Annotated in this window: 21 protein-coding genes and 1 riboswitch; of the genes, 7 read left to right on the top strand and 14 right to left on the bottom strand. The window is 70.7% G+C overall.

Annotated elements, in window-relative coordinates; translation table 11 throughout:
* Nucleotides 1-3: 3 nt before the first annotated feature.
* From ACIBVL_RS30990 to ACIBVL_RS30980, 3 genes are all read right to left on the bottom strand, one after another.
* Nucleotides 4-429 (bottom strand): hypothetical protein, encoded by a 426-nt coding sequence (locus ACIBVL_RS30990; RefSeq protein ID WP_399102177.1) that lies wholly within the window; start codon nucleotides 427-429, stop codon nucleotides 4-6.
* A gap of 77 nt (nucleotides 430-506) precedes the next feature.
* A complete protein-coding gene (locus ACIBVL_RS30985; RefSeq protein WP_399102175.1) occupies nucleotides 507-6,917 on the bottom strand; it encodes an RHS repeat-associated core domain-containing protein in 6,411 nt (2,136 codons plus the stop codon).
* 128 nt (nucleotides 6,918-7,045) lie between these two features.
* Entirely contained in the window at nucleotides 7,046-11,335 is a 4,290-nt protein-coding gene (locus tag ACIBVL_RS30980) for a LamG-like jellyroll fold domain-containing protein (protein WP_399102387.1), read from the bottom strand.
* 378 nt (nucleotides 11,336-11,713) lie between these two features.
* Between ACIBVL_RS30980 and ACIBVL_RS30975 the strand changes: the two genes are divergently transcribed.
* Nucleotides 11,714-12,439 carry a lysophospholipid acyltransferase family protein gene (locus ACIBVL_RS30975; RefSeq protein WP_399102173.1) on the top strand — a complete coding sequence of 242 codons (726 nt, stop codon included), beginning with the start codon at nucleotides 11,714-11,716 and terminating at the stop codon, nucleotides 12,437-12,439.
* 73 nt (nucleotides 12,440-12,512) lie between these two features.
* On the opposite strand, the gene ACIBVL_RS30970 is transcribed toward ACIBVL_RS30975, so the two are convergent.
* From ACIBVL_RS30970 to ACIBVL_RS30935, 8 genes are all read right to left on the bottom strand, one after another.
* A complete protein-coding gene (locus tag ACIBVL_RS30970) occupies nucleotides 12,513-14,111 on the bottom strand; it encodes an alpha/beta hydrolase (protein ID WP_399102171.1) in 1,599 nt (532 codons plus the stop codon).
* Between the two features lie 135 nt (nucleotides 14,112-14,246).
* On the bottom strand, nucleotides 14,247-15,005 hold the full coding sequence (locus tag ACIBVL_RS30965) for an urease accessory protein UreD (RefSeq protein ID WP_399102169.1): 759 nt from the start codon (nucleotides 15,003-15,005) through the stop codon (nucleotides 14,247-14,249).
* Between the two features lies 1 nt (nucleotide 15,006).
* Nucleotides 15,007-15,684 (bottom strand): urease accessory protein UreG, encoded by a 678-nt coding sequence (ureG, locus tag ACIBVL_RS30960; RefSeq protein ID WP_399102167.1) that lies wholly within the window; start codon nucleotides 15,682-15,684, stop codon nucleotides 15,007-15,009.
* Between the two features lie 49 nt (nucleotides 15,685-15,733).
* Nucleotides 15,734-16,408, bottom strand: a complete 675-nt coding sequence (locus ACIBVL_RS30955) for an urease accessory protein UreF (protein ID WP_399102165.1) — start codon at nucleotides 16,406-16,408, stop codon at nucleotides 15,734-15,736.
* Between the two features lie 13 nt (nucleotides 16,409-16,421).
* Entirely contained in the window at nucleotides 16,422-18,143 is a 1,722-nt protein-coding gene (locus tag ACIBVL_RS30950) for an urease subunit alpha (RefSeq protein WP_399102163.1), read from the bottom strand.
* Entirely contained in the window at nucleotides 18,136-18,447 is a 312-nt protein-coding gene (locus tag ACIBVL_RS30945) for an urease subunit beta (protein ID WP_399102161.1), read from the bottom strand. The genes ACIBVL_RS30950 and ACIBVL_RS30945 overlap by 8 nt, the downstream gene beginning before the upstream one ends.
* A gap of 14 nt (nucleotides 18,448-18,461) precedes the next feature.
* Nucleotides 18,462-18,764, bottom strand: coding sequence for an urease subunit gamma (locus ACIBVL_RS30940; RefSeq protein ID WP_334583814.1), 303 nt, complete (start codon nucleotides 18,762-18,764; stop codon nucleotides 18,462-18,464).
* A gap of 130 nt (nucleotides 18,765-18,894) precedes the next feature.
* The gene (locus ACIBVL_RS30935) at nucleotides 18,895-19,524 is read right to left on the bottom strand and encodes a TetR/AcrR family transcriptional regulator (RefSeq protein WP_399102159.1); all 630 of its coding nucleotides are present in this window, start codon (nucleotides 19,522-19,524) and stop codon (nucleotides 18,895-18,897) included.
* Nucleotides 19,525-19,634: 110 nt separating this feature from the next.
* Here ACIBVL_RS30935 and ACIBVL_RS30930 point away from each other — a divergent pair, with 110 nt between their 5' ends.
* The gene (locus ACIBVL_RS30930) at nucleotides 19,635-20,624 is read left to right on the top strand and encodes an ABC transporter permease (RefSeq protein WP_399102157.1); all 990 of its coding nucleotides are present in this window, start codon (nucleotides 19,635-19,637) and stop codon (nucleotides 20,622-20,624) included.
* A gap of 55 nt (nucleotides 20,625-20,679) precedes the next feature.
* Here ACIBVL_RS30930 and ACIBVL_RS30925 read toward each other — a convergent pair whose 3' ends face one another.
* The gene (locus tag ACIBVL_RS30925) at nucleotides 20,680-20,958 is read right to left on the bottom strand and encodes a type II toxin-antitoxin system Phd/YefM family antitoxin (protein WP_399102155.1); all 279 of its coding nucleotides are present in this window, start codon (nucleotides 20,956-20,958) and stop codon (nucleotides 20,680-20,682) included.
* A gap of 73 nt (nucleotides 20,959-21,031) precedes the next feature.
* On the opposite strand from ACIBVL_RS30925, the gene ACIBVL_RS30920 reads away from it, so the two are divergent.
* The 3 genes from ACIBVL_RS30920 to ACIBVL_RS30910 all read left to right on the top strand — a co-directional run bounded on the left by ACIBVL_RS30920 (nucleotide 21,032) and on the right by ACIBVL_RS30910 (nucleotide 23,010).
* Entirely contained in the window at nucleotides 21,032-21,667 is a 636-nt protein-coding gene (locus ACIBVL_RS30920; RefSeq protein WP_399102153.1) for an ATP-dependent Clp protease proteolytic subunit, read from the top strand.
* Between the two features lie 7 nt (nucleotides 21,668-21,674).
* Nucleotides 21,675-21,980, top strand: a complete 306-nt coding sequence (locus tag ACIBVL_RS30915) for a hypothetical protein (RefSeq protein ID WP_399102151.1) — start codon at nucleotides 21,675-21,677, stop codon at nucleotides 21,978-21,980.
* Nucleotides 21,981-22,329: 349 nt separating this feature from the next.
* Nucleotides 22,330-22,533, top strand: a riboswitch (cyclic di-AMP (ydaO/yuaA leader).
* 3 nt (nucleotides 22,534-22,536) lie between these two features.
* The gene (locus ACIBVL_RS30910) at nucleotides 22,537-23,010 is read left to right on the top strand and encodes a C40 family peptidase (RefSeq protein WP_399102148.1); all 474 of its coding nucleotides are present in this window, start codon (nucleotides 22,537-22,539) and stop codon (nucleotides 23,008-23,010) included.
* Nucleotides 23,011-23,055: 45 nt separating this feature from the next.
* Here the strand turns inward: ACIBVL_RS30910 and ACIBVL_RS30905 are convergent, their stop codons facing one another.
* Entirely contained in the window at nucleotides 23,056-23,553 is a 498-nt protein-coding gene (locus ACIBVL_RS30905) for an ATP-binding protein (RefSeq protein ID WP_399102146.1), read from the bottom strand.
* Between the two features lie 213 nt (nucleotides 23,554-23,766).
* Between ACIBVL_RS30905 and ACIBVL_RS30900 the strand changes: the two genes are divergently transcribed.
* Nucleotides 23,767-24,627: a helix-turn-helix domain-containing protein gene (locus ACIBVL_RS30900; RefSeq protein WP_399102144.1), complete on the top strand. Its 861-nt coding sequence runs from the start codon at nucleotides 23,767-23,769 to the stop codon at nucleotides 24,625-24,627.
* Nucleotides 24,628-24,636: 9 nt separating this feature from the next.
* Nucleotides 24,637-24,870 carry a DUF397 domain-containing protein gene (locus tag ACIBVL_RS30895; RefSeq protein WP_399102142.1) on the top strand — a complete coding sequence of 78 codons (234 nt, stop codon included), beginning with the start codon at nucleotides 24,637-24,639 and terminating at the stop codon, nucleotides 24,868-24,870.
* Nucleotides 24,871-24,944: 74 nt separating this feature from the next.
* Here the strand turns inward: ACIBVL_RS30895 and ACIBVL_RS30890 are convergent, their stop codons facing one another.
* Nucleotides 24,945-26,072, bottom strand: a complete 1,128-nt coding sequence (locus tag ACIBVL_RS30890) for an 8-amino-7-oxononanoate synthase (RefSeq protein WP_399102140.1) — start codon at nucleotides 26,070-26,072, stop codon at nucleotides 24,945-24,947.
* Between the last annotated feature and the right edge of the window lie 129 nt (nucleotides 26,073-26,201).

The following is a 26,201-nucleotide window of genomic DNA, read 5'->3' as shown; positions in this document are numbered from 1 at the left end:
GGGCTACCGCCGGTTGATGCCGGGCAGAAAGACGCCGTAGAAGTCCAGCATCCGGAGGGTGCGCGCCCTCGTCCGCTCCTTCATGTAGGGCCAGGAGTCCTCGACCAGGGTGCCGGGGTTCAGGAGCTGTTCCAGTACTTCGAAGTAGACGGCTCCCCGGACGTGTTCCGAGGAGTGGTCCACCACCTTTTCGACGAAGTCCCAGCAGTGTGTCAGGAGTTGCCGGTCGGGGGCGGAACTCTCCAGCTGCGGCAGCAGTACCGGTGTCATGAAGCACTCGGTCAGCAGCCCGTACAGGTCCAGGACCGCGTCCCGGGTCAGGACGGCCCGCTCGGCCGGCATGTCGTACTTGTCGGCGATGAACGGCGCGGTCTCCGGGACCGTGCGCAGCAGGAGGGCGGGAACGTCGTCGACGGGGATCTCAGTCATGTCTTTCCGGGGGTCGGCAGGGTGCGGGGTACGGGCACGGGGCCCGCCGGAACGACGGGCCCCGCGCACGGTGGACGTCAGGCGCAGTTACCGCTCGACGGGTCGCAGACCGATGATCCCCCGGTGTCGGGGTAGAACGGGTCCACGGTCGCGTCGGAGACCTCCAGCGGGTCGAAGATGTCCTTGAACATCTCCCAGGCGCCTCGCTTCGCGCCGTACTCCTCCACGTAGGCCGGAGCCTGGGCCACCTGCAGTACGCCGCCCGCGATGCCGAGAGTCTTGGCGAAGCCGCGCAGGCGGGTGGGCTGGCCGACCGGCTGGGGGCCCTTGTGCTGGGTCGGTTTGAAGTCCTGCCCCGTCAGGTCCTTGACGGCCGGCGTCTTCATCACGGCGTCGAACTTCTCCTTGACGACCTTCTTCATGTTGGCGTCGCCGTCCACCATCTTCTTGACGTTCCCCGTGACGTCGCGCGAGTTCAGGGCGTCCCACAGTTCCTTCGCCTCGGCCTTGGCGATCGCCAGGTCCCTGTCGGACAGGAGCTTGTCCATGCCCTTCCCCGTCTCCCTGGCCGCGCGGTCGTTGTCGAGGACGTCCGAGAGGCCCTTCATCGTCTCCCAGCCCTTCTGGACGTGCAGTTGGTCCTTGCCGGGAAGCCGCTCCCCCGTGTTGAACTCGTGGATGAGGGCCGTCGACATCTTCCCGTTGCCGAAGACCTGCTTGGCACGTGCCTTGGGATAGATCTGCTGCAGCATCCCGCGCAGCTTGCCGTTGCTCACCGCCGGTGCGGAAGCCCGCCGCTGCATGAAGCCCGGGTTCTTGTTGGGCACCCGGTTGAGCAGCTTGTGGATCGCCTTCTTCAGCGACTTGAACAGGCCGAGGAACCCGAAGAACTTGCCGTCCGGGTCGGCGTACACCAGCGGGTTGTTGTTGCCGTAGGTGTAGCCGTGCATCTGCTGCGGGTCGGACAGGTCCATCACCGGGTCGACGGACAGGAACCGGCCGGTCTGCGCGTCGTACTCGCGCGCCCCGAGGTGGGTGAGGCCGGTGTCCTTGGTGTCGTCGACGCCGCCGACGAAGGACCTCGTGCCGGGCCAGGACGCCGGCGCGGTGCCGCGGGGACCACCGAAGGGCATCACCCGGCGCTGGGTCAGGGTCAGGTCCGCCGCGGCGACGGCCAGCAGACCGGTGCCGTGGTGGTCGGCGAGGGTGAAGGAGAACGTGCCGTCGTCGGCGCGGACCGCCTGGTGGCCGCTGCCCAGGTCGATGTACCGGGTCGCCTTCGCCTTGGTCGCGCCCTTGTCCAGGGTGACGTCGGTGTGCCCGAGGTGCAGCGTGGTCCGGGTGCCGGTACGGGAGATGAGCCGGTTGCCGTTGGCGTCGTACAGGTACTCGGTGACCTTGTCCGGCATGCCGTCGACGGGTTCGGTCACCTTGGCGAGGAGCCCCTCGGCGTCCCAGTCGAGGTGCTGCCTGCCGCGGTCGGTGGTGTTGCCGGTCAGGTCGTACTTGTAGTCCGTCCTGGTCTTCGCCCCGGCCGGGCCCTCGGAGGTGACCGAGGTCAGGGTGTGGGCCTGGGCGGTACCCGGGGTCGGGTACTCGTAGGTGCGCCTGACGTCCTTGGTGGTGTCGCCTCCGGGGTTGTGCAGGGTGTCGGTCAGCCGGTTGCCGGCCGTGTCGTAGGTGTACGACTGCCAGTACGGGGCCGGGCCGCCGATCTTCGCGGCGGACGGGGTCGCGGCACAGGTCTGGTCGCCCTGCGTCCAGGCCTCGGTCAGCCGGCGCAGGTGGTCGTAGCCGAAGCACTGGTTGTCGGTACCGGTGCGGGAGACGTCGCTGAGGGAGAGGACGTTGCCGGCCTCGTCGTAGCGGAAGGTGACGTTCTGGTCGACGCCCGCCTGCTCCTCACGGTCGACGCGGGTGGTCGCCAGACGCTGGGTGCCGTACTCGTAGGTGTTGGTGACCTGCGTCTTCCTGCCGCCGCTGGTCAGGCCGAAGGTGTACACCAGCGGCTTGCCGGTCTGGCTGTAGGTGGCGGAGGAGGTCATGCCCTGGCCGAACACGGAGACCGGCCGCAGGGTCCGGTCCTCGTAGGTGTAGTTGACCGAGCCGCCCGGCAGGGAGCCGGCCGCCGAGTAGCTGAGCGAGGCGATCAGGCCGGAGGGCTTGTAGGCGGTGCCGGACTGGTAGGTGCCGGCCAGCGCGCCCTCGGAGGCGGGGATCACGGTCGCCGTCTTCGTCGCCCGGTACAGCTTGTCGTACGCGGTGACCGAGGTCGTGTAGGCCTCACCGTTCACGTACCGGGTGGACTCGGCCAGCTGGCCCTTGGCTCCAGCGACGGTGTCGTAGGTCCACTTGACCCGCAGCTTGCCGGTCGCGGAGCCCTCGCGCAGCTCGGTCTTGCGGCCGAGGCCGTCGTAGGAGTTGAACAGGGCCGTGCGGGCGTCGGTGCTGGACAGGACCAGGTTCCGGTCGTCGTACCTGGTGTCGGTGCGCCCCTTGTCGGGGTCGGTGAAGGAGAGCTGGTTGCCGCGCTGGTCGTAGGTGTAGCTCCACTTGTTGCCGGCCGGGTCGGTGACCTTCAGCAGCTCACCCGACGGGGTGTGGTCGTAGGTGGTCGTGTCGTACGCCGACTCGGGCGCCCGGGTGTGGTGCTGGCGCAGTTCGGTGACGTTGCCGCGGGCGTCGGTCAGCGTGGTGACGGTGGTGGCGCCGACCGGCGGGATCACCGTGGTGCGGTCGCCGCCGTAGAGCGTCTTCGTGGTGCTCAGGACCTTGCCGCCGTCGCCGTTGCCGGCGATCTGCTTCTCCTCGACCGGGCGGTCCAGACCGTCGTAGGCGGTGCGGGTCTGGCTCTCCACGCCGAGGGCGTCGGCCGGCTTGAACAGCTCGGTGACCGGCGCGTCCGTGGCGTAGTAGGGAGCGAACGTCTTGGTGGTGAGGCCGCGTTCGTCGTAGAAGACGTCGGAGATGATCCGGCCGCCGTCCGGGCCCGGCGCCTGGGACTGCCGCTCGCGCAGGAAGCCGTCGTAGAGCTTGTACGACGTGATCTGGCCGCCCTCGTTGTCGAGCAGCTTGGTGGCGACGGCGACCGGCTTGCCCTCGGTGACCGTGTAGGCGTACTCGTACGTCGGCACGCCGCTGGTGGCGCGGTCGGCGAGCCACACCTTGGTGAGGCGGCCGAGCGCGTCGTAGGCGGACGTGGTCGTGTTGCCGTTGGTGTCGGTCTGCTTCGTGATCAGACCGCGCAGCGGGTCGAGGTCCTTGGTGGTGGTCTGCGCCGTGGCCGGGACGGCCGGGTCGGCGGGCGGGGTCGTGGTCTTCGACTGCGTGGGCAGCCCGGTGGTGGGCGTGTACACGGTCGTCGTGGTGCGGCCGTCGGTGCGCTCGGTGCGCACGGGGGCGGCGTCGCCGGTGACGGTGAGGTCGGCGGTGAGGTCGGTGGCCGCCAGCTCACGGCCGTAGTCGTCGTAGGTGGCGCCGGCCTCCAGGTAGGTCGCCTTGGTGCCGTTGTGGCTCTTCAGCGGCGCGGTGGCCGTCGCGTCGCCCTTGGTGGGCGCCGCGCCGTAGGCGCCGCCGTCGTAGGCGGTGCGCACGTCGTCGATGACGTCCTTCGAGCGGTCGACCGCGGCGTCACAGGCCTTGGCGACGGTCTCCTCGCGGGACGGCAGCAGGAGGATGTTCTTCTCGGTGTTGGTGGCGTACGTGGTGCGCACGCAGCGGTTGTCGGCGGCCGTGGAGGTGTCGCCGCGGTCGTCGACCTGGGTGACCCGGCCGGCGACGGTGTCGTGGGTCGTCGAGCTGGACGTGGTGCGCCACTTGGTGCCGGCGCCGTTGTCCAGGGAGGTCCACTCCTGGGTGTCGGAGACGCCGGTGAAGTCGGCGGTGACGGTGCCCCAGTCACGGGTCTTCCTCGCCGTCTCGTGGTGCCAGGGCCGGCTGACCGTCTTGCCCATCACCTTGCCGCCGGGCTGGTCGAAGGCGATCTGCTTGTACTCGAAGCCGGCGGCCGACGCGTGGTCGGTGATCGGGTCGCCCTCGCCCGCGTCCAGGGAGACGGTCACGGACTTGGTGCCGCCCGAGGGTTCCTTGCGGTCGCCGTCCATGCCGCGCAGGAAGTAGTGGTCCTGCTGCGACTTCATGGCGGCGGCGCCGCCCTGGCCGCCCTTCTTGACGCGGACGTGGCCGTAACCGCGCCACTGCGACCAGGTCTTGTACTTCTCCTTGGTGAGGCCGTCGTCGTCGTCGAAGTGCCAGGCGGCGCCGTCGAGGTACTCGTAGGAGGTCACCTGGTCGGGGGCGCCGCCCGTGCGGTCGGTGCCGACGACGGAGGTGACGACGTACTTGTTGAACCACTCGCGGTCGGGGGCGTCGGTGCTGTCGCCGCCGATGTACTGCGGGAAGCAGCGGGTGGTGTTGGTCTGCGGGGTGGGCAGGGCGTCGGCGTCACAGGCGGGTGCCGAGTAGTTGGCGTCGATCTGGCCGCCCGACTCGTCCGCCACGGAGGACAGCCGCGCCTTGATGAACGGGGCGTAGCCGTCGCCGATCTTGTCCAGTCGGTTGGCCAGCTGGGTGTAGGCGAAAGTGGTCTTCGGCAGCGTGATCGGCGTGGTCGCGGTGTGGCCGGTGTGCTGGACGCTGTCGAGCAGCAGCTGGTAGTCGGTGTCGGCCATGCCCCAGCGGTGGCCGAGCTTCCAGGAGTCGACCTTGCCGTAGCCGCCGTCGGACTTCAGGACCTGCGTGGTGACCTCGGTCAGCCGCTTGCGCGTCCAGAAGGACGGCGAGAGGCGGCCGTTGTCGCACTTGGTGTCGGCCTTGCAGTTGAGGTCCCACGGCGTGTCGTACCAGTAGAACGACTTGTCGCCGATGGTGTCCGGGGCGCAGGTGACGCCGTCCTGGGGCAGGCAGCGTTCGGCGTTGTCGAGGACGACCTGGGCGAGCGGCTTGTCCGCGAACATCCGGGAGGAGCGCAGACCGTAGTCGATCCGCTGGAGGTAGCCGCCGCGGGTGTACGGGGTGTCGTCCTCGGCCTTGAGGTTGCGGCCGTAGTTGTTGGTCTCCTTGACGTAGTGGTAGCCCATCGCGTTGCCGTGGGTGTCCACGACGTAGTCGAGGTTCCACCGCCAGGCCTGCTGGCACCAGGAGCCGGCGAAGTCGGAGGCGTGGCAGGGCTCGCCGCTGTTGTTGCCGTAGACCGGGACGGTCCAGGTGGAGTCGGTGGTCTCCTTGCCGTCGGTCCAGCCGGGCAGACGGTGGTAGCCGAAGTAGTAGCGGGTGCCGTCGGGGGTGGTGACCCGCCAGTACTCGCCGTTGTCGTCGCCGTTGCCGCGGTCGGTGCTGTCGAGGTGGGCGACGCGGGTGCCGTCGTCCTGCTGCAGCTTGAACTCTCCGTCGCCGGCGGGGACCAGTTCACCGCCCTTGCCGTTGAAGGAGATGAACGCGTTGTCGTAGGACCAGCACAGGTCGCCCGGCTTGTTGCCGTCGGCCCTCTTCTCGCCGTCCTCGGCGCAGGGCTTGTAGCGGCGCTCGATGTAGCCGGGCCACAGGTCGAAGCCGTCGCCCACCCAGGAGCCCTGGTTGTTGGTGGTGCCGGTGCGGCCGTCGATCGAGCCCGAGGAGTAGTCCAGGCCCACCTCCGGCGCGAGGTCTCCGGGCACGTCGGGCACCGGCATGTCGTACGACCAGGTGAAGTCACCGGTGTTGAGGTTGGTGCTCCAGGTGGCCGACGGTGAGAGCGAGGTGGCCTTGTAGTCGCCCTTCTCGCCGCCCGTCTCCGCGGCCGCGGCCAGGACGGTCATACCGCTGGAGCGCAGGCTCACCGCGCTCGCGGTCAGCGTCCTCGCGTCGGTGTCGTTGCGGGTGGCCAGGGGGGTGCTCTTGCGGCACACGTCCTTGGCGGGAGTGGTCAGCGCACACGCGGGCAGCTGCACGAGGTGCAGCCGGGAGGCGTAAGCGCCGCCGTAGGCCCCGGCGAAGTCCGCGTAGTCGAGGGTGAGGGAGACCTTGCCTGCACCGGCCGCCCCGATGGCGGTCGTCCTCTTCGGGTGGTCCTTCGCCTCGAGGGTGAACAGCAGGCCGTCGACTCCGGCGCGTCGGGCCTGGTCACGGCTGTGGACGCGGGCCTCTACCGCTCCCTCGGCCGCGTCCTCGGCCTTCTTCGCGGGCGCGATGCTCAGGGGCAGCCGGCCTGCCCGGGCCGCGCCGTGCTCCGGCAGCTTCACCGTGGCGGCGGCGGCCTTGGGCCAGGTGCGCTTCGGCGCCTTCGCGGGGGTCTTCGGGCCCTTCGTCAGCGTGCGGGGCCTGGCCTTGATGCCGTCGGTGCCGGAAACCGCCTTGTCGGCCTTGGGCACACCGGGCAGGGGATGGCCGCCGGCGGCCGTGGCCGGGCTCGCCGCGGCCTGGATCAGTCCGCCGACCATGAGCGCCGACACGGCCAGGGCTATCGGCCGGTGCAGGGCTGTCGGGGAGAGGCGTGGGGGTTTGGATCTCATGCGTATGCCGTCCATCGCTGCGTGGCGCCGGTCCGCGGATGCCGCGGTGCACCGGCGCTGTCGAAAGAGGTGTGGTGGGGGCGGCGCGCCCCGGCCGCTGGGCCGGGGCGCACCACCCGTGCCGGGCGTCAGCTGCCGGCGGGGACCTCGGTGGGCACGTCGAACCAGGAGCCGGAGAGCTCCTCGACCTGGCTGTCGTCGAGGGCGCCCTGGAAGATCCAGACGTCGTCGATCGCGCCGGGGAAGTACTCGGCGCCCGTGGCTCCGGTCTTCGTGCGGCCGACCTGGAGCGACTTGGCGGCCTTGGTGGTCAGCACGTTCTCGCCCCAGGCGATCAGGTCCTGGCAGGAGGTGTCGTCCGGCGTGCCGTCACCGTCGGTGTCGTCGCACGGGACCTCCTGGAGGACGCCGTTGACGTAGAGGCGGGCCTGCCTGGCGAAGCCGTCGTAGACCAGGGCCAGATGGTTCCAGTCGGTCACGCTGCTGAACTCGGTGTTGCTCAGGCGGGCCGTCGTCGCGTCCGTGCCGTCCTTGTTCGGCAGGGCGATCTCCCAGCTGCCCAGACCCTCGGGGTTCGTGGCGTCGGGGACGAAGCGCACCGCGAAGGGGCTCTGGCTGGTGCCCTCGGCGCTGACCACCGCCGCGTTCTGGGCGGGCGTCGAGGCCGCCTGGGCCCAGGCGGTGACGGTGAAACTGGCACTGGTGTCGACCGGGACCGCCGGTGCGGTGGCGTAGCCGGTGGTGCCGTTCAGCTCCAGGCCGCCGTCCATGAAGCCGCTGCCGATCTTCGCCCCGCCCTGCAGCGACAGGGCCGCCGCCTGCGCCGCGTCGTCCGGCGAGGAGGAGCTCGTGGCGGTGTCCAGCTTCCAGCGGGCGCCCAGCAGGGGACGCTGCCTGAACAGCTGACGTACCTCGTCGGCCGAGACCGGCCGGTCGAAGAGACGTACGTCGTCGATCTGGCCGGGGAAGAACGAAGTGGGCTTGGACTCGAAGGCGCTGGCGCCGATCTGCAGCGCGCCCCCGGCGTACCAGGTCGAGGGCAGGGCGGTGGAGCCGGCCAGGGTGCCGTTGACGTACAGCGAGAGCGTGTCGGTCACGGTGTCCTGTACGCCGACCAGATGCGTCCACTCACCGCCGTGCGCCGTGGTGCCCTCGGGCTGCATGGCCCGCACCACCGTGGAGTCGGCGGTGTCGGCACTGTGCTGGTTGAACACCCAGCGGTCGAAGGAATTGGAGTAGTACAGCTCCGGGCCGGTCACCTTGTTCCCGAGCTGCGAGGCGATGCTCGCGGCGTGGGCCGGTTTGGTCTTCGGCAGTTTCGCCCAGGCGGACACGGCGAAGCTGCGCCCGGTGTCCAGCAGCGGCCGGCCGGTGCTCGCGTGGTCGTCGGTGCCGTCGAGGGTGAGCGCCTTGCCCGCGATGCCCGGGGCGCCCGGGGTCAGGCCGCCGGCGTAGGTGGCGTCCGGGACCTCCGCGTGGCCGGTGATCCGGGTGGCGTCGGCGGGCTCGTCCATCGGGAACACCGCCCGCGCGGGACGGCCCGCGTTGAGCGACTCCTTGCCGTACAGACGGGTCACCTCGGCCGCGGAGAGCGGCTTGTCGAAGATCTGCACGTCGTCGATGGCACCGGGGAAGAACGAGACGGGCTGTCCGTTGAGGGAGCCCGCGCCGATCTGCAGGCCGCGTCGCGCGTCCCACGGCGCGTCGTAGGCGGTGGTGCCCGCGAGCGTACCGTTGACGTAAAGGCTGAGCTGGTCGGAGCCGGTGCTCAAGGTCCCCACCAGGTGGGTCCACTCGCCGGCCTTGGCACCGCCCGCGGCGGACTGCATGGCCCGGACGATGCCCGAGCCCGTGGTGTCGGACTTGTACTGGTTGAAGACCCAACGGTCATAGCCGCTGGAGTAGTACAGCTCGAAGCCCGGGGCGTGGTTGCCCGGCTGCGCGGCGATGACCGCCGCGTGGTCCGGCAGCGACGAGAGCTTCGCCCACGCCGAGACGGAGAAACTGGCCGACGTGTCCACGGTGGGGATGTCGGTGGCGGCGTAGTCGTCGACGCCGTCGAAGGAAACCGCGGTGCCCTTGGCCCCCTCCACGTGCGGGGTGGCACCGCCGCGGAGCTCGGCCGAGCGCTCCGGTGCCTCGCCCTTGGCCGCGCCGGCGCCGGCGGGCTCGTCGAGCTGCCATGCCGCTCGCTCCGGCTGGCCGGACCTGACGCGGAACTGGTAGGTGCGGATCTCGCTGCCGTTGCCGGCCGCGTCGAACGCCCTCGCGGTGACGAAGTTCAGGCCCGGCTTGGCCGGGAGCATCCTCGCGACCTTGGCCGCGCCCGCGGCGGTGGTGATGGTGTTCTTCGAGGTGGGGTCGCCGTTGACGCCGAACCAGTACTTGGTGACGTCGGTGTCGGCGGCCTTGATGTCGAACGAGCCGTATTTGCCCACACCGTCGAACCAGGGGTCGTCCGGGTTCTCCGGGTCGGACGCCGGGTATTCGTCGGACGTCACGGAGGGGGCCTTGGGCACCTTGGTGTCGTAGGTGAAGTAGCAGGCCGTCGGGTCGCCCGCGTGGGACCAGGGCGAGTACTGCGCGCCGTCATAGCTGCGCAGGTACCAGCTGACCTGCTTGCCGTCGGGTATCGAGGACGGCAGGGTGATCGCGAAGTCGGAGCCGGACTTCTTGTACCCCGTGCGGGCCGGCTTCCAGCGCGGGACCACGCCCTTGCCGTCGCCGGTGTCCCAGGAGGCCTCGAACTGCACGGCGATGTTGTCGCCGTCCGGGTCCGTGACGTTGTTGGCGTAGATCTTGCCGAGGGTGCGCACCCGCGGCGCGTCGGCGGGCTTCTTGCAGGTGCCGCCGTACTCCATGGTCAGCTGCGACATCTTGACCTGCGTCGGCGGGCGGTTGTACTTCACCCGCAGGTACCCCTTGTCGGAGAACCGCTTCCAGCCGTAGCCGTCGGTCTCGCTCGCGGCCTGCATGCCGAAGGTCATGGTCGCCGACTTGGCGTTGGCCGCCGACTGCACGGCCGACTTCACGTCGAACTCGGCGTCCTTGGCGGCGCAGCCCTCGTAGCCGTAGGCGAAGGAGTCCGTCTTCAGCTTGTCGATCCAGAAGCCGCTCGCCGTCTGGGAGTTCCAGGTGGTCGACGAGGAGATGTCCTTGGTCCGCCACAGCTCCACGCTGCGCGCGCTGCAGGACGCGGACCACACGTTCCGTACGACGAACTCGGCCGACAGGATGGTCTTGCCGGCGAACTTCGAGACCGGGACGCGGTAGAAGAGCCGCTTGGTGTCGTTGGGCTGGCAGTAGGACCAGTTGCAGTAGCCGAGGCCGGCGTTGTTCTCGCCGTTGAACTTCCACTGGGGCGACGAGGCCCAGTACTTCGACACCATCGTCCACGCGGAGGCGCGCGGCGAGTACCACTGGGGGTCGATGAAGACCGGGTAGGTGGTGTCCTTGCCCTTCAGGACGTTCGTGTCCGGGGTGAGGACGAGCTCCCTGCCTCCGGAGGCGACGTCGACGCCGACCGGGGCGAGCTTGGCCGACTCGCCGGCCGCGGGCTCACCGGCCTCGGGTCCGGCGGCCTCGGGTCCGGCGGCCTTGGACGCACCGGCCTGGGGCTCGGTGGCCTTGGGCCGGTCGGCCGAGGTGGCGGCCGCGAGGGACTTCGGCTTCGCCGACGCGGTCTGCTTCGACGCCGTGGACGCCGCGCTCGCGCCGGTGCCGTCGCCGGAGTCCCACATCACGGGCTTCGGCGCCTCGAAGACCGGGCTTGCGGCGCCCTCGTCGACGGCCTCCAGGCCCCCCTCCGAGGTCTCGCGGACGTCCATGCCGTCCGCGGACATCCTCAGCCGCAGCTCCGCCAGGTCCGTGCCGGCCGCGGCCTCGGCGGACTTGACGACGAGCAGTTGGGTGAAGCCGTCCTCCTGCGCGCCCATCCGCAGGTCGACGTCCGGCAGCACGTTCCGATAGGTCGCCGTGGCGCCGTCGAGGACCGGAGCGGGCAACTCGTCCGGCCAGGACAGGGCGAGCTCACGGCCCGCCTTCGTCATCCGCACCAGCGGCGCGTCGCCGCCGCCGGAGAACTCGAGGCCGACGGTGGTCACCGCCGGTGCCACCGTCCCTTCCGAGGTCTTCACCAGGTCGGTGTCGACCGACTTCCACTCTCCGTCCACCCGGGCCCGCACGGGGCGCAGGTATTCACGCGCCTCCAGGTTCCCGTCGGGCGTGGCGTAGACGTCACTGCTCTCGCTCCGCAGCGATCCGACCTCGACACTCCTGCCGGTGCTCTTCGCCTCGGCCAGCGCCTGGTCCGTGGTCGCCGCCGCGCCCGGACCGGTCCCGTCCCCCGCCGTCGTGCCCGCCCCGGCCGGTGCCGTGGGGGTGGCCGCGACCGCGACGGTCGCCGGCATCACCCCCATCGCGGTCACCAGCGCCAGCGTCCAGGCCGTCGTTCTGCCCCGTCTCCGCGTATACACGCGCCCCCGCATTCACACTCCGCAACATGGTTCTTGGCGAACCATGAGAAAAATCTAAAAAAGATGGTCAACAACGGAGGCTAGGTAAGAGTCAGATGAAGATCTACTCTCACCATTCGGACAAGCGCGACGAGACGCCCTTTGCAGATGTGACACCTGACACGGTTGTAGGAACTTGTGCAAAGGTTTGACCCAGGGCAGCGGACGAGTCGCCCCGCCCGGCCGACCGGCACCTCCTACCGCTTGCTGCGCACCGACCTGCGGCAGGACCCTGGTGCGGCGGCCATTGCCTGCCGATCCGCCGGAGTGAGGAGCGACCCCTTGTTCTACTACCTGCTCAAGTACGTGTTGCTGGGCCCCCTGCTGAGACTGGTCTTCCGGCCACGCATCGAGGGCCTGGAGCATGTACCGGAGTCGGGGGCGGCCATCGTCGCCGGCAACCATCTGTCGTTCTCGGACCACTTCCTGATGCCCGCGGTCCTCAAGCGGCGCATCACCTTCCTGGCCAAGGCCGAGTACTTCACCGGCCCCGGAATCAAGGGCCGGCTGACGGCGGCCTTCTTCCGCAGCGCCGGACAGATCCCGGTGGACCGCTCCGGCAAGGAGGCGGGTCAGGCCGCGATCCGCGAGGGCCTCAGTGTGCTGAGCAAGGACGAGTTGCTGGGCATCTACCCGGAGGGCACCCGCTCGCACGACGGCCGCCTCTACAAGGGCAAGGTGGGCGTCGCGGTGATGGCCCTGAGAGCCGGGGTGCCGGTGATCCCCTGCGCGATGATCGGCACCTTCGAGGCGCAGCCGCCCGGCAAGGTCGTCCCCACCCTCCACCCGGTGGTCATCCGCTTCGGCAAGCCCCTCGACTTCTCCCGCTATGCCGGCATGGAGCACGAGAAGGCGATCCTGCGCGCCATCACGGACGAGATCATGTACGCGATCCTGACGCTGTCCGAGCAGGAGTACGTCGACCAGTACGCGGCGGTGGTGAAGGCGGAGGAGGCCGCGGCGAAGGCGGAGAAGCAGCGCAGGTTCCCGAAGATGCCGCTCAGTTGAGGCGACGTAGACACGGCGGGGGGCGGCCGGAGTTGATCCGGCCGCCCCCCGCCTGCTCTGCGGGTAAAGCCCGTTACGGCTGCGGCGTGGCGTGCGGGGCGCAGGTCACGTCGGCGGTGTCCAGCTTGCCGGTGAGGAGGTAGGCGTCCACCCGGGTGTTGATGCAGGAGTTGGCGAGGCTCGTCACACCGTGGGAGCCGGCGTCCTTCTCGGTGATCAGACGGGAGCCCTTGAACCGCTTGTGCAGTTCGACGGCGCCCTCGTACGGGGTGGCCGCGTCACGCGTGGACTGCACGATCAGCGTGCCCGGCAGACCCTTGTGGGTCTTGACCTCCACCGGGGTCTGCTGCTTGACCGGCCAGTAGGCGCACGGCAGGTTCATCCATGCGTTGGCCCAGGTCATGAACGGGTAGTCCTTGTTGAGCCGGGTGTTGTCGCTGTTCCACTTCCGCCAGCTGGTGGGCCACTTGGCGTCGGTGCACTCGACGGCCGTGTAGACGGCGTTGCCGTTCTCCGCGGTGATGTTGCCGGCCGTGTCGGTCAGGTCCGGGGCGGCCGCGTCGACGAGCGCCTGGGTGTCGCCGGCGACGTACTTGCTGAAGACCGTCGCCACCGGGATCCACGACGAGTCGTAGTACGGGGCGCTCTGGAAGAAGGAGATCAGCTCGGCCGGGCCGACGAGGCCGCCGATGGGGCTCTTCTTCGCGGTGGCGCGCAGGTCGAGCCACTTGGCCTGGACGGCGGCGCGGGTGGTGCCCAGGTGGAAGGTGGCGTCGTTCTTGGCGACCCAGTCCTCCCAGTCCTTCCAGCGGCCCTCGAAGGCGACGTCCTGGTCGAGGTTGGCCTCGTACCAGATCTTCTCCCGGGACGGGTTGACCACGCTGTCGACGACCATACGGCGGACGTGGCCGGGGAAGAGGGTGCCGTAGACGGCGCCGATGTAGGTGCCGTAGGAGACGCCCAGGTAGTTGAGCTTCTTCTCACCGAGGGCGGCGCGGATGACGTCCAGGTCGCGCACGGTGTTGGGCGTGGTCATGTACGGCAGCATCTCGCCGCTGCGCTCGTAGCAGCCGTCGGCGTACTCGCGGGCGAGCTTGATCTGGGCGAGCTTGTCGGCCTCGCTGTCCGGGACCGGGTCGGCCTTGGGCGCCTTGACGAACTCCTGCGGGTCGATGCAGGAGATGGGCGCGGAGTGGCCGACACCGCGCGGGTCGAAGCCCACGAAGTCGTAGGCCTTCGCGGCGTTCGCCCAGATGGCGTTCTTGGTGGTCACCCGGCGCGGGAAGCGCATTCCGGAGCCGCCGGGGCCGCCCGGGTTGTAGACGAGCGCGCCCTGGCGCTCCTGCTTGGTGCCCGTGTTGCCGATGCGGTCCACGGCGATCTTGATCTGCTTGCCGTTGGGCCGGGCGTAGTCCAGCGGCACGGTGACCCAGCCGCACTGGATCGGCTTCTCCAGGCCCCAGTCGGCCGGGCAGTCCTGCCAGTCGATACCGGCCTTGGCGGCGCGCTCCGCGGCGATCGCCGCGCCCCGCTGCTCCCTGTCCTGCCCCGAACGGCCGCTGGTCGCACTCGCCGTCGGCGCCGCGACGGCACCGGCCAGCAGCGTGGCGGCGACGAGCGCGCCGGCCGAGCCGAGCGCCGCGGTCCTTGTGTTCGGACGTATGTCCCTCAAGTGGGCTTCTCCCCTACCTTGTTATGGCGGTACAGCGTTACGGCGGTATGGGGGATCCTTGCGGCTGTGAGGTGCCTGAGAACAGGGTTCGTTGACCTTCTTTGCCAATCCGATAACCGGAGAGGAAAGCCCCGCTCACCGGAGGTCGAACACGGCCAGGGCCTCGTCCAGCACCCGCCGCAGCCGCAGCCCGTCCGGCGCGACGGCGGTCACCAGCGCGGCGGGCCCGGCGAGCGGCACGAGGGAGGCGTGCTCGCCGAGAACGCGAGCGGCCGCCGGGCTGTCATTGAAGTCAGGTCGTACGACGACGAGTTGGCCGAGGGCCCGATGTCCCGCGAGCACGGCGGGCCCGTCCCAGCCGCCCGGTGCGCCGGGGCCGCAGGCCAGCTCCTGATCGAGGACGACCCGTCCCCCCACCCGGACGACGAACCGGCTGGTGAGCCGCCCGGGCTCCTCCCCCACCCGCCCGAGGACCTGCTCCTCGCGCAGCACGAGCCGGGCGTCGGGGGCGAGGTCGGCACGGGTGGTGACGTAGAGGTCGCTCCCGTTCGCCGAGATCAACGGCTCCGGCAGCCAGTGGAGTTCACCACGGTCGGCGACCCTGAGCCGTACGTCGTAGTGGGCGGCGTCCTTGACCTGTCCGGGCAGTGCGATGGTGGCGGCGGCCGAGCCGACGTGCAGCCGGGCGCCGCTCTCGACGTCCGCCTCGACACCGAAGCGGTCCCCGCCGAGGGGCCCGCTCATCGCCCCCACCAGCACGACGCGCGCCTCGCTCCCCCTGCCCCGGGTGCGCCGCAGCGCCAACGGCCCGTCGCTCTCCAGGACGGGCAGGGCGGTTCCCCCGCGCCCGTCCCCGGTCGCCCGGATCCGGGCGACGGCCCGCACACCGCTCATCTCACGCCGTCCAGCCGGCGAGCTGCGCCCGCACCCAGGCGGCGACGTCGGTGACGCCCGCCTCGCTCCGCAACGACTGGAACACCACGGGGAGTTCGGCGCGCTGCGCCTTGGCGTCGGCGGCCATCCGGGCGAGGTCGGAGCCGACGTACGGGGCGAGGTCGGTCTTGTTGACGACGAGCAGGTCCGCGGTGGTGACACCGGGACCGCCCTTGCGCGGGATGTCGTCCCCGCCCGCGACGTCGATCACGAAGATCTGCGCGTCGACGAGCCCCTTGGAGAAGGTGGCGGTGAGGTTGTCCCCACCGGACTCGACGAGCACGAGATCCAGCGGCCCCACGGCCTCCTCCAGGTCCTCCACCGCTTCCAGGTTGGCGGAGATGTCGTCCCGGATCGCGGTGTGCGGGCAGGCCCCGGTCTCGACGGCCGTGATCCGCTCGGGCGGCAGCACGGCCTCCCGCAGCAGGAACTCGGCGTCCTCACGGGTGTAGATGTCATTGGTGACGACGGCGAGGGACAACTCGTCCCGCAGGGCCCGGCAGAGCGCGGCCACCGTGGCGGTCTTGCCCGAGCCGACCGGACCGCCGAGCCCGATCCGCAACGCCCGCCGCGAACCGTCGGCACGACGAGCGTCGGCACTGACCGCGGCGGGGCCGTCGTGGGAGTGGTCGAGATGCATGGGGCGGCTCCTTGTTCAGCGGTATGTCAGCGGGTTCGTTCGGTGAGCTTCAGGAAGCGAACAGGCGGACCGGCCATGCCGCGTGCGCCTCCGCGCCGATCTCCAGCAGCGGTGCCGAGGCCGACGGCAGGGCGTCGGCGCCGGTGGACGGTATCGAGGCGGCCGCCGACACCGCCCGGTCGACCACCCGGTCCAGTTCGGGAGCCAGCCGGGCCAGGACCGCCGTCGCCTGGAAGGGGTCGAGGCCGAGCAGGCGCACCACGGCCGTCGCGGGGCCGCTCACGCTCTCGTAGGCCGCGCAGTACGCCGCGTCCTCGGGCCCGAGTCCGGCCGAGCGCGCCGTGAGGCCCAACACCACCGGCTGGTGGGAGCCCTTGGGGAACTCCCTTGCCAGGGCGTCCAGTTCGGGACTCGGCCAGGTCGCGCGGGCGGCCCGCATCAGCTGCCGGCCCAGTTTCCGCGCGGTCAGCCGCAGCGCCGGGGACGGGGTGCGGGCGTCCGCCGCCGCGTCCAGTTCCACCGGGTCCGCCCCGGCCGCCGCCGCGGCGGCGAGCGCCGCCGCCACCAGGCCGGCCGTGTGCAACCGGCCGCGGCAGAAGGCCTCCAGGCTCGCCGCGCCGGTGATCCGCCCCGCCTTGACCGCCTCCTCCGCCCCGCCGGAGTGCGCGTGCCCCCCGGCGGGAAAGCGGCCGTCGGCGAGGACCAGGAGTGCCGCCCTGCCCATCACAACCCGCCCATCAGAACAGGAAGTAGCGCTGGGCCATGGGCAGTTCGGCCGCCGGAGTCGCCTCGACCAGTTCACCGTCGATGTGCACGGCGAAGCTGTCGGGGTCGACCTGGACGCGCGGCCGGGCGTCGTTCTCCCGCATGTCCGCCTTGGTCACCCCGCGGGTGGACTCGATGGCGACGAACTTCTTGCCCAGCTGCAGCCGCTCCGGCAGCCCGTCCTCGATCGCGAGCGGTGCCACGAAGTTGAACGAGTTGGAGGCCGGCGCCCGCCCGGTCGCGCCGTACATCGGGCGCGGCAGGATCGGCTGCGGGGTCGGGATCGAGGCGTTCGCATCACCCATCTGGGCGTATGCGATCTGGCCGCCCTTGATGACGAGGTGCGGCTTGACACCGAAGAACGCCGGCTCCCACAGGACGAGGTCGGCGAGCTTGCCCGTCTCGACGGAGCCGATCTCGCGGGCCAGGCCCTGCGCCACCGCCGGGTTGATCGTGTACTTGGCGACATAGCGCCGTACGCGGTGGTTGTCCGCGCGGCCGTCCCCGGGCAGGGCACCCCGCCGCCGCTTCATGACATGTGCCGTCTGCCAGGTCCGCAGGACGACCTCGCCGACCCGGCCCATGGCCTGCGCGTCGGAGGAGATGATCGAGATGGCGCCGAGGTCGTGGAGGATGTCCTCCGCGCCGATCGTGGACGGCCGGATCCGGGACTCCGCGAAGGCGAGGTCCTCCGGGACGGCCGGGTTGAGGTGGTGGCACACCATGAGCATGTCGAGGTGTTCCTCGGCGGTGTTCACCGTGTACGGACGGGTCGGGTTGGTCGAGCTCGGCAGCACGTGCGGCTCGGAGACCACGGTCATGATGTCCGGCGCGTGTCCGCCGCCCGCGCCCTCGGTGTGGTACGCGTGGATGCCCCGCCCAGCGATCGCGGCGAGCGTGTCCCCCACGAAGCCGGCCTCGTTCAGGGTGTCCGTGTGGATGGCGACCTGGATGCCCGTACGGTCCGCGACCGTCAGGGACGCGTCGATGACGGCCGGGGTCGAGCCCCAGTCCTCGTGCAGCTTCAGGCCCAGCGCCCCGCCCCGGATCTGGGAGAGCATCGCCTCGTGGGAGACGGTGTTGCCCTTGCCGAGGAAGCCGATGTTCAGCGGGTACTGCTCCATCGCCTCCAGCATGCGGGCGAGGTGCCAGGGGCCCGGCGTCACCGTGGTGGCCTTGGAGCCCTCGGCGGGACCCGTACCGCCGCCGACCAGGGTCGTGACCCCGGAGGACAGCGCCTCGTCGGCGATCTGCGGACAGATGAAGTGGACGTGCGCGTCCACGGCGCCGGCGGTGAGGATCCGCCCGTTGCCCGCGATGACCTCGGTCTCGGGGCCGAGGACCAGGTCCGGGTGGACGCCGTCCATGGTGTCGGGGTTGCCCGCCTTGCCGATCCCGGTGATCCGCCCGTCGCGGATGCCGACGTCGGCCTTGACGATCCCCCAGTGGTCGACGATCACAGCACCGGTGATGACGGTGTCCGGCGTGCCGTCTGCGCGCGTAGCGCGCGCCTGGCCCATGGACTCCCGGATGACCTTGCCACCGCCGAAGACCGCCTCGTCACCGGCGAGCCCGGGACCGCCGGAACGATCCTCCTCGATCTCGATCAGCAGATCGGTGTCGGCCAGCCGGATCCGGTCGCCGGTGGTCGGGCCGAACAGGTCGGCGTACGCGGCACGAGAGATCTCAGGCATCGAGGGCACCTCCGGTCTCCCCGCGCAGGCCGGGCACGATCCGCGCGCCGGTGAGCGGGACGAGTTCCACGTCGACGGGGAGCCCGGGCTCGAAGCGCACGGCGGTGCCGGCGGCGACGTTCAGCCGCTTGCCGCGCGCCGCGGCGCGGTCGAACTCCAGGCCGGGGTTGGCCTCGGCGAAGTGGTAGTGGGAACCGACCTGGACGGGCCGGTCGGCGGCGTTGAGGACGGTGAGCCGGGTGACCTCGCGGCCCTCGTTGTAGACGATCGGGTCCTCGGCGAAGAGGATCTCTCCGGGAATCATGGCGGCCTCCCCCGTCAGACGATCGGGTCGTGGACGGTGACGAGCTTGGTGCCGTCGGGGAAGGTGGCCTCGACCTGGACGTCGTGGATCATCTCGGGGATGCCCTCCATGACGTCGTCCCGGGTGAGCAGCTTGCGTCCGGAGGACATCAGCTCGGCGACCGTACGGCCGTCCCGGGCGCCCTCGAGGATGTGGGCCGTGATGAGGGCCACGGCCTCCGGGTGGTTGAGCTTGAGCCCGCGGGCCCGGCGCTTCTCGGCGACGTCGGCCGCGACATGGATCAGCAGCCTCTCTTGCTCGTGCGGGGTCAGTTGCACGTCCCACCTCACATCCTCGCTCCGGACCGTGCGGGGCCCGGTTGCCGCGGCCACGGGCCAAAGTCCCTGGTGGCGTGGAGGGGCAGGCTAGTTGGACCGCATTTCGAGCAAGTTAACCAAGATGTGATCCTCAGCCTTCCTGTCGCGGCTGCGACACGCTCATCAAGGCGCGCAGCCCGTCCCCCAGGATTTCGACCGGCGCGGGCCCGAACAGCGACTGCTGGGCGAGGAAGCCCAGTACGGTGGCGATCATCGTGCGCGCCACGTGGTCCGGGGGTACGTCCTTCCGCATCATCCCGGCGGCCTGATAGACCTCGACGATCCGCCCCCACGCCTCGCGCACCGCGCCGTAGCCCTCCCGCAGGACGGCCGCGAGCTCCTCGTTGCGCAGGGTCTCCGTCCAGACCTGGACGACGAGGCGGGGAAAGGCCGGCCTGCCGTCGACGGTCAGGGACTCGCGGGCGGCGAGGGACCGGCCGAGGACCGAGACCACGAGAACGTCGGGCGTCGGCGGCGGGTCGAGCTCGACCGCCTCCTCGAAGGCCGAGCGGACCTGGCCGAGCACCTCGGAGACGATCGCTGCGATCAGCTCCTCCTTGCCGCCGAAGTAGCGGTACACCGCTCCGGCCGAGAGATCGACCTCCTTCAGCACGTCCTGCATGGAGGTGGCGTGGAAGCCGTTGCGGGCGAAGCAGACCGAGGCGCCGTCGAGGATCTGGCGGCGGCGGGCGTCGAGGTGGGCCTGGGATACGCGTGCCATGACCGTAACGTAAAACGAACATTCCTTCTTGACAAGCGGCAGACCCGGGAGCACGGTGGTGGCACAGAAAAAACGAACGATCCTTCTTTTAAAATCGCCTGGGGGAATCCGTGTCCGCCACCCGACGCCTCATCGCCGCCGTCCTGCTCGTGCCCACCCTGGCCGCCCTCGCCCTGTGGGCCTTCGCCTGGCCCGCCGCCCGCACCGCACCCCGGGATCTGCCGCTCGGCGTGGCCGGACCGGCCGCCGCGACGGCCCAGGTGGCGAAGCAACTGGCCGCACACGAGGGCGCCTTCGAGATTCATCGCTACGCCGACGAGGCCGCCGCCCGAGACGCCGTGGAGGACCGGACCGTATACGGCGCGGTGGTCGTCACCGCGCAGGGACCCGAACTGCTGACCGCCTCGGCCGCGAGCCCGGTCGTGGCCCAGTTGCTCCAGCAGGCGGTGACGGAGCAGGCCGCCGCCGAGGGCCGCCAGGTGAAGACGGTGGACGTGGTGCCGACCCCGTCGGCCGACCCGCGCGGCGCGGCCCTGAACGCGAGCGTGCTGCCGCTGGCGCTGGCCGGGATCATGGCGGGTGCGGTGGTGACCCTGCTGCGGCTGCGCGGCTTCCGCGCGGTGATCGCGCTGGTCGGCGCCGCCGCCCTGGTCGCGCTGGTCGGGGCGGCGCTGGCACACAGCTGGCTCGGGGTGCTCACCGGTGACTGGTGGGCGGAGGCCGCGGTGCTGGGGCTGTCGACGCTGGCGGTGAGCGCGGCCGTGGCCGGTTGTGCCGCGCTGTTCGGCACCCCGGGCATCGGCGCGACGGCCTTCGTGGTGATGTTCCTCGGCAACCCGTTCTCGGGGGCGGCCTCGGCCCCGCGGATGCTGCCCGAGCCGGTCGGGATGATCGGCCAGTGGCTGCCGCCGGGCGCGGGCGCGAGCCTGTTGCGCTCGGTCTCCTTCTTCGACGGCGCGGCGGCGACCGGCCCCGCCCTCACCCTGGCCGGGTGGGCCGCCTTCGGCCTGGGGGCGGTGCTGCTGGGCGCCCGGCTGAAGACGCGGACGCAGGCCCGCCCGGAGCCGGGCGCCGACCGGGAGCCCGCGCTCCTCGGCTGACCCCCCGGCCCGCTCGAAGGCCGTGCACCCCGGCGGTGCGCGGCCTTCGCGCCGTCTACGACGGGTTCGGCCCCCGGTGCTCGGCCGCGATGCCGAACCGCTGGCGTTCGCGGGGAGCGGAACCGACCTCGCGCACGGCGGAGACCGACCTGATCACCTGCTCCTCCGCCGGCCGGTCCAGCTCGTCGAGTCGCTCCAGGTCGGCGGCGGAGACCAGGGCGACCAGGGGCTTGCCGTGCCGCGTCACGACGACCCGCTCCCCGCCGTACACCACCCGGTTGATCAGGTCGGCGAGTTCAGCCCTGGCTTGCGTCACCGGAATCTCGTAGGCCATGACCCCATTCTAACGTCACGTACGTCCTGTACATTTTTTACAGAGGTGCCCGACGCAGAAGGAGGGGTTTCCGATGACCCGACCGTCCGCCCGTCACGTCCTGCCCGAGTTCACCGAACGCACGAGCTTCGGACAGCGCACGATGGATCCGTACTCGAAGCTGCTGGAGGAGCGGATCGTCTTCCTGGGGACGCCCATCGACGACACCTCGGCGAACGACGTGATGGCCCAGTTCATGTATCTGGAGCACAAGGACCCCGACCGGGACATCGCGCTGTACATCAACTCCCCGGGTGGCTCGTTCAGCGCGATGACCGCGATCTACGACACCGTCCGGTACGTCACCTGTGACGTGGAGACGACCTGCCTGGGCCAGGCCGGTTCCTCGGCGGCGGTGCTGCTGGCGGCGGGCACACCGGGCAAGCGGTTCGCGCTCCCGGGCGCCCGGGTGGTCATCCGGCAGCCGTCGCTGCCGGAGCCCGTCGAGGGGCAGGCCGGCGACCTGGCCATCCAGGCAGAGGAACTGGCCCGCACCCGGGACCTGCTGGAGGAGATGCTCGTACGGCACACCGGGCGCAGCCCCGAACAGGTGACCGAGGACATCGAGCGGGACCTGATCCTGACCGCGGCTCAGGCCGTGGAGTACGGCCTGCTGGACGGGGTGGTCCCGAGCCGCAGGAGCTCGGCCGGCACACCGGGCGTGAGGTGAGCCGGCGATGGTTCCCGAGCTGCCGCCGCTGCCCGCGCTGACCCGCGCCGAGGCCGAGCTGATCGACCGTTACCTGGACGTGGTGGACCTGCTCGGGCGGATCAACCCGGCGCACCACGGGGACACGTACCGGGGACTGCGGGCCGCCCAGGCGCTGGTGGCCAGGGCGGCGGAGCTCCGGGACGCGCTGACGCTGATGCACCAGCGGGGCGAGAACGAGCTGCACGCGCCCACCCTCGCGCGGGCGCTGCGCGTCCTGGACGGGGAGCGCCGGACAGCGCGCGTCACGGTGCCTCCGCTCTCCGACAGTTGACGCACGGTCGTCCGGTCCGGAGTGTCCGCGTCATGAACGTGACGTCCGGGCCGGACTCGAAACGCACCAGACGAGTTACCCCCGTTCGGCGTAGCGGTGGCTCCTTTTGCGAGCGCGCGCATGTCGCCGAAGGCGCCGTTTTCCGGAGCGGCACCAGGGGTAGCGCCGCAGGTCGGGGGCCCTTTGGCCCCCTTGACAGCTGATCGCCCATCAGGGTGTCCACCCGAACGGGTGAGTGGTGAGTAACCCCACAAATCCCCGGTTCCATTGGGATTTTCGGTCAACGGTGAGTCAAGATCCCTGTCTGACGACAAGTCCCCGCCACAAGCGGCGGGGCGGTCCGGGCGGACGCCGAGTCCTGCCGCTGCCCGGATTGACCGGTCGACAGAAGTGCATCGGCAGGAGTGGAGGACCCAAGCACGACGGGTCGCCGGAACCGGTCACGCCATGACCGGGCCGAGCAGCCCTTGGGGTGAAGCCGCGAGAGCGGCCGGGCACCTTTGTCAGCCCGAATCCGACAGGTCACCCTTCACAGGCGGTTGACGAAGGGTTGCGCATGACTGCGCTCAATCGTGTCCCGTCGCTCATGGCCCGGGCCGGTACGGCCTCGGCCTTCGCCATCGCCGCCGTGGGCGGCTCGATCGTGATCCCCGGTGTCGCCTCCGACGCGGCGGCTGCCACACCGGCGACGAAGGCACTTCAGGTCGCGGCGTCCAAGAAGGGTTCCCCGTACAGGTACGGGGCCGCCGGGCCGAAGAGGTTCGACTGCTCCGGGCTGACGATGTACTCGTTCAAGAAGGCGGGCAAGAAGCTCCCGCGGACGGCGGCTCAGCAGTACAACAAGACCAAGCACATCTCGGCCTCCAGCCGTAAGGCCGGCGACCTGGTGTTCTTCCACTCGGGTTCGAACGTGTACCACGTCGGGATCTACGCCGGTAAGGGCAAGATCTGGCACTCGCCCAAGACGGGAGACGTGGTCAGGCTGCAGAAGATCTGGACGAAGAGCGTCTGGTACGGCCGGGTCCGCTGACCCCCGGTGTCTTCCCGTGGCGGTGACGGCGTCCCCGACGCGTCGTCACCGGCCCGGGAGCTCGCCCGTCGGCGGGGTCGTCAGGGCCCCCGCCACCGGTTCCTGCACCGGCTCCGGCTCCGCCGGGGCGGTCCAGGGAAGTTCGACGATGACCGTCTTGCCGCCCTCGCGGGTGGGCCGGAATCGCAGCCGGCCGCCGCACTCGGCGGTCAGCCAGCGAATGATCACCATGCCTCGGCCGTTGTCCTGCTGGACGGCGGCCGGGAGTCGTTTGGGGAAACGCGGGTGGCTGTCCGTGACACCGATGCTCAGGTGTTCGTCACGGTCGAGCACGAGGTCCACCGTGAAGGTGGGTGACTGACCGAAGGTGTGCTGTACGGCGTTGGTGGCGAGTTCGGAGACGATCAGCCGGATGGTGTCGGCCGCCTCCGCGTCCGCCGGCAGACCCCATTCTCCGAGGGTGCCGGCCACGAATCCGCGGGCCGTGGAGACCGAGGCGGGATCGCTCGGCAGAGTGATGGATGCTTCCAGATGGTCTGCCATGGCGACCTCGTCCCTTTCCCACGGGACCGGGGTCCGACACGCTGCGGATGGTTCGAGTACGGTCCCGGACCGGTGCTTCTTCGCCAGCCTGCCATTACCGCGCCGGTCCCGGGTGGCGATCCACCAAGATATGCATATATCTGTCGCCCGATGCGGTGAACTCTGCCCCGGCGGAGCGTATGGGGAGGGCCCGCAAGGAGTAAGGAGGAGCCCATGCAGCACGGTCCCGCGGTGCGCCGCCGGAAGCTGGGCGCCGAACTGCGCAGTTTACGCGCCCGGGCGGGGCTCACGAGCGGTGAGGCGGCCCGGCTCGTCGGCTGGCACCAGTCCAAGGTGAGCCGCATCGAGACCGGCACCAGTGGTACGAAACCGGCCGATGTGCGGTTACTTCTCGACGCCTACGCGGTGACCGACCCGCAGCTGCGGGAGCTGATGCTGGCGTTGGCCGGCTCGGAGGAGAGCGGTGGACGGGACCACTGGTGGCACGCCTACCGCGGGGTCCTGCCGGCCGTCTACCGCGACTTCATCAGCCTGGAGTCGCAGGCGGACGCGATGCGCACGCTGGAGACGACCGTGGTCCCCGGGCTGCTCCAGACGCCCGAGTACGCGCGCGCGGTGACCCGGGCGGCGGTGGAGGGGGCGGACGAGGACCAGCTCGACACGCTGGTGGAGGTGCGGATCGCCCGTCAGGACGTCCTGCGCAGGCAGCCGCCGTTCCGGCTGAGCGCGGTGCTGGACGAGGCGGTGCTGCGGCGGGAGGTGGGCGGCCCCGAGGTCATGGCCCGTCAGCTCGACCGGCTGATGGAGGCGGCGCGACTGCCCCAAGTGCGGCTCCAGGTACTGCCCTTCACCGCCGGGGCGCATATCGGAGTAACCGGCCCTTTCGTTATCTTCTCATTTTCGAGCACTTCTGATCTGGATGTGGTTGTTCTCGACCACTTGACGAGTAGCCTCTATCTCGAACGGAAAGAAGACCTCGAGGCCTACACCGAGGCCTTCGACGCCCTTCGGGCACACGCGCTCTCGCCCGAGGAAACACTGGATTACATCGCCGCGACAGCTGACGGCGCGTAGGGAGGCACCATGTCTGCACTGCCTCGGAACGTACCTTGCAGCACCGATCCCCACGCTCTCCCCGAGGTGCGGTGGCTGCGCAGCAGCTACAGCACGGGAGCGAACAACTGCGTGGAGACCGCCCGGCCGGCCTGCGGGCCCTCGGCCGGGCTGCTCGCCGTACGCGACTCGAAGGACCCGGCCGGGCCCGCCCTGCTCTTCTCCCCCGAGAGCTGGTCGGGTTTCACCGCCGCGTTCCGCTGATCACCCGGCTGATCACAGCCGTCCGATCACCGTCATTCGTCCGCAGGGGCGGCCCGCGGCCGTGTCACGCCGACTCATGGTCGTGTCTCCCCGATCACCCGTACAGCGCGTTCCAGCTCGGCCCCGGAGAGGTCCGCGCGGGCGGTGAGCCTGAGGCGTGAGATGCCGTCGGGCACGGAGGGAGGCCGGAAGCAGCCCACCGCCAGCCCCGCCGACCGGCAGTCCGCCGCCCACCGCACGGCCCCCTCCGGGGACGGCGCACGCACGGAGACGACCGCGGCGTCCGGACGTACCGCCTCCAAGCCCGCGGCCGTCAGCCGGGCGTGCAGCTCGGCGGCCACCTCACGCGCGCGCGCCGGCCGTTGCGGCTCCCGGCGCAGCAGCCTCAGCGCCGCCAGCGCCGCGCCCACCGCGGCCGGGGCGAGACCGGTGTCGAAGATGAAGGTCCGGGCCGCGTTGACGAGATGGTCGATCACGCGCGCGGGGCCCAGTACGGCCCCGCCCTGACTGCCGAGCGACTTCGAGAGCGTCACCGTGACGACCACGTCCGCGGCGCCCGCGAGCCCCGCCTCGTACGGGGCGCCCCGGCCGCCGTTGCCCAGCACGCCCAGCCCGTGGGCGTCGTCCACGACCAGTCCGGCGCCGTGCTCCCGGCAGGCGGCGGCGAGGGCGGCCAGCGGGGCGGCGTCGCCGTCGACCGAGAAGACCGTGTCGGAGACGGCCACCGCCGGGCCGTCGTGCGTGCCCAGGGCCTTGCCCACGGCGTCCGGATCGGCGTGCGCCACGACCTGGGTGGTGCCCCGGGCCAGCCGGCAGCCGTCGATGAGCGAGGCGTGGTTGCCCGCGTCGGAGACGATCAGGGAGCCGTGCGGGGCCAGCGCGGTGACCGCGGCGAGGTTGGCGGCATACCCGGAGGAGAAGACGAGGGCCGCCTCCACCCCGCAGAAGTCGGCCAGTTCCCGCTCCAGTTCGGTGTGCAGCTCGGTGGTACCGGTCACCAGCCGGGAGCCGGTGGCGCCGCCGCCCCAGGTCCGCGCGGCCGCCGCGGCCCCCTCCTGGATCTCCGGATGGCGGGACAGGCCCAGGTAGTCGTTGCTCGCGAGGTCGAGCAGCGGGGAGTCGGCCGGGCGGGGGCGCAGCGTCCGTACGAGTCCGGCCCGCCGGCGCAGCTCCGCCTGTTCGTCGATCCAGCCGAACGCCATGGGTCCTCCAGGGCTTTTGTAGGTAGCGGACAGACACTAGCGGCAGCGATCGCTACCCACGGTGTGGCAATACCCACACGTCGAACCGGGTGTGTTGTGTGATCCCTACCTTGGCCCGAAGCGGGTCGG

The sequence above is a fragment of the Streptomyces sp. NPDC049687 genome, from assembly GCF_044465285.1.
Lineage (GTDB): Bacteria > Actinomycetota > Actinomycetes > Streptomycetales > Streptomycetaceae > Streptomyces.
Note: the sequence above shows the minus strand (reverse complement) of the source record. Positions and strands in the feature narration are given on the sequence as shown.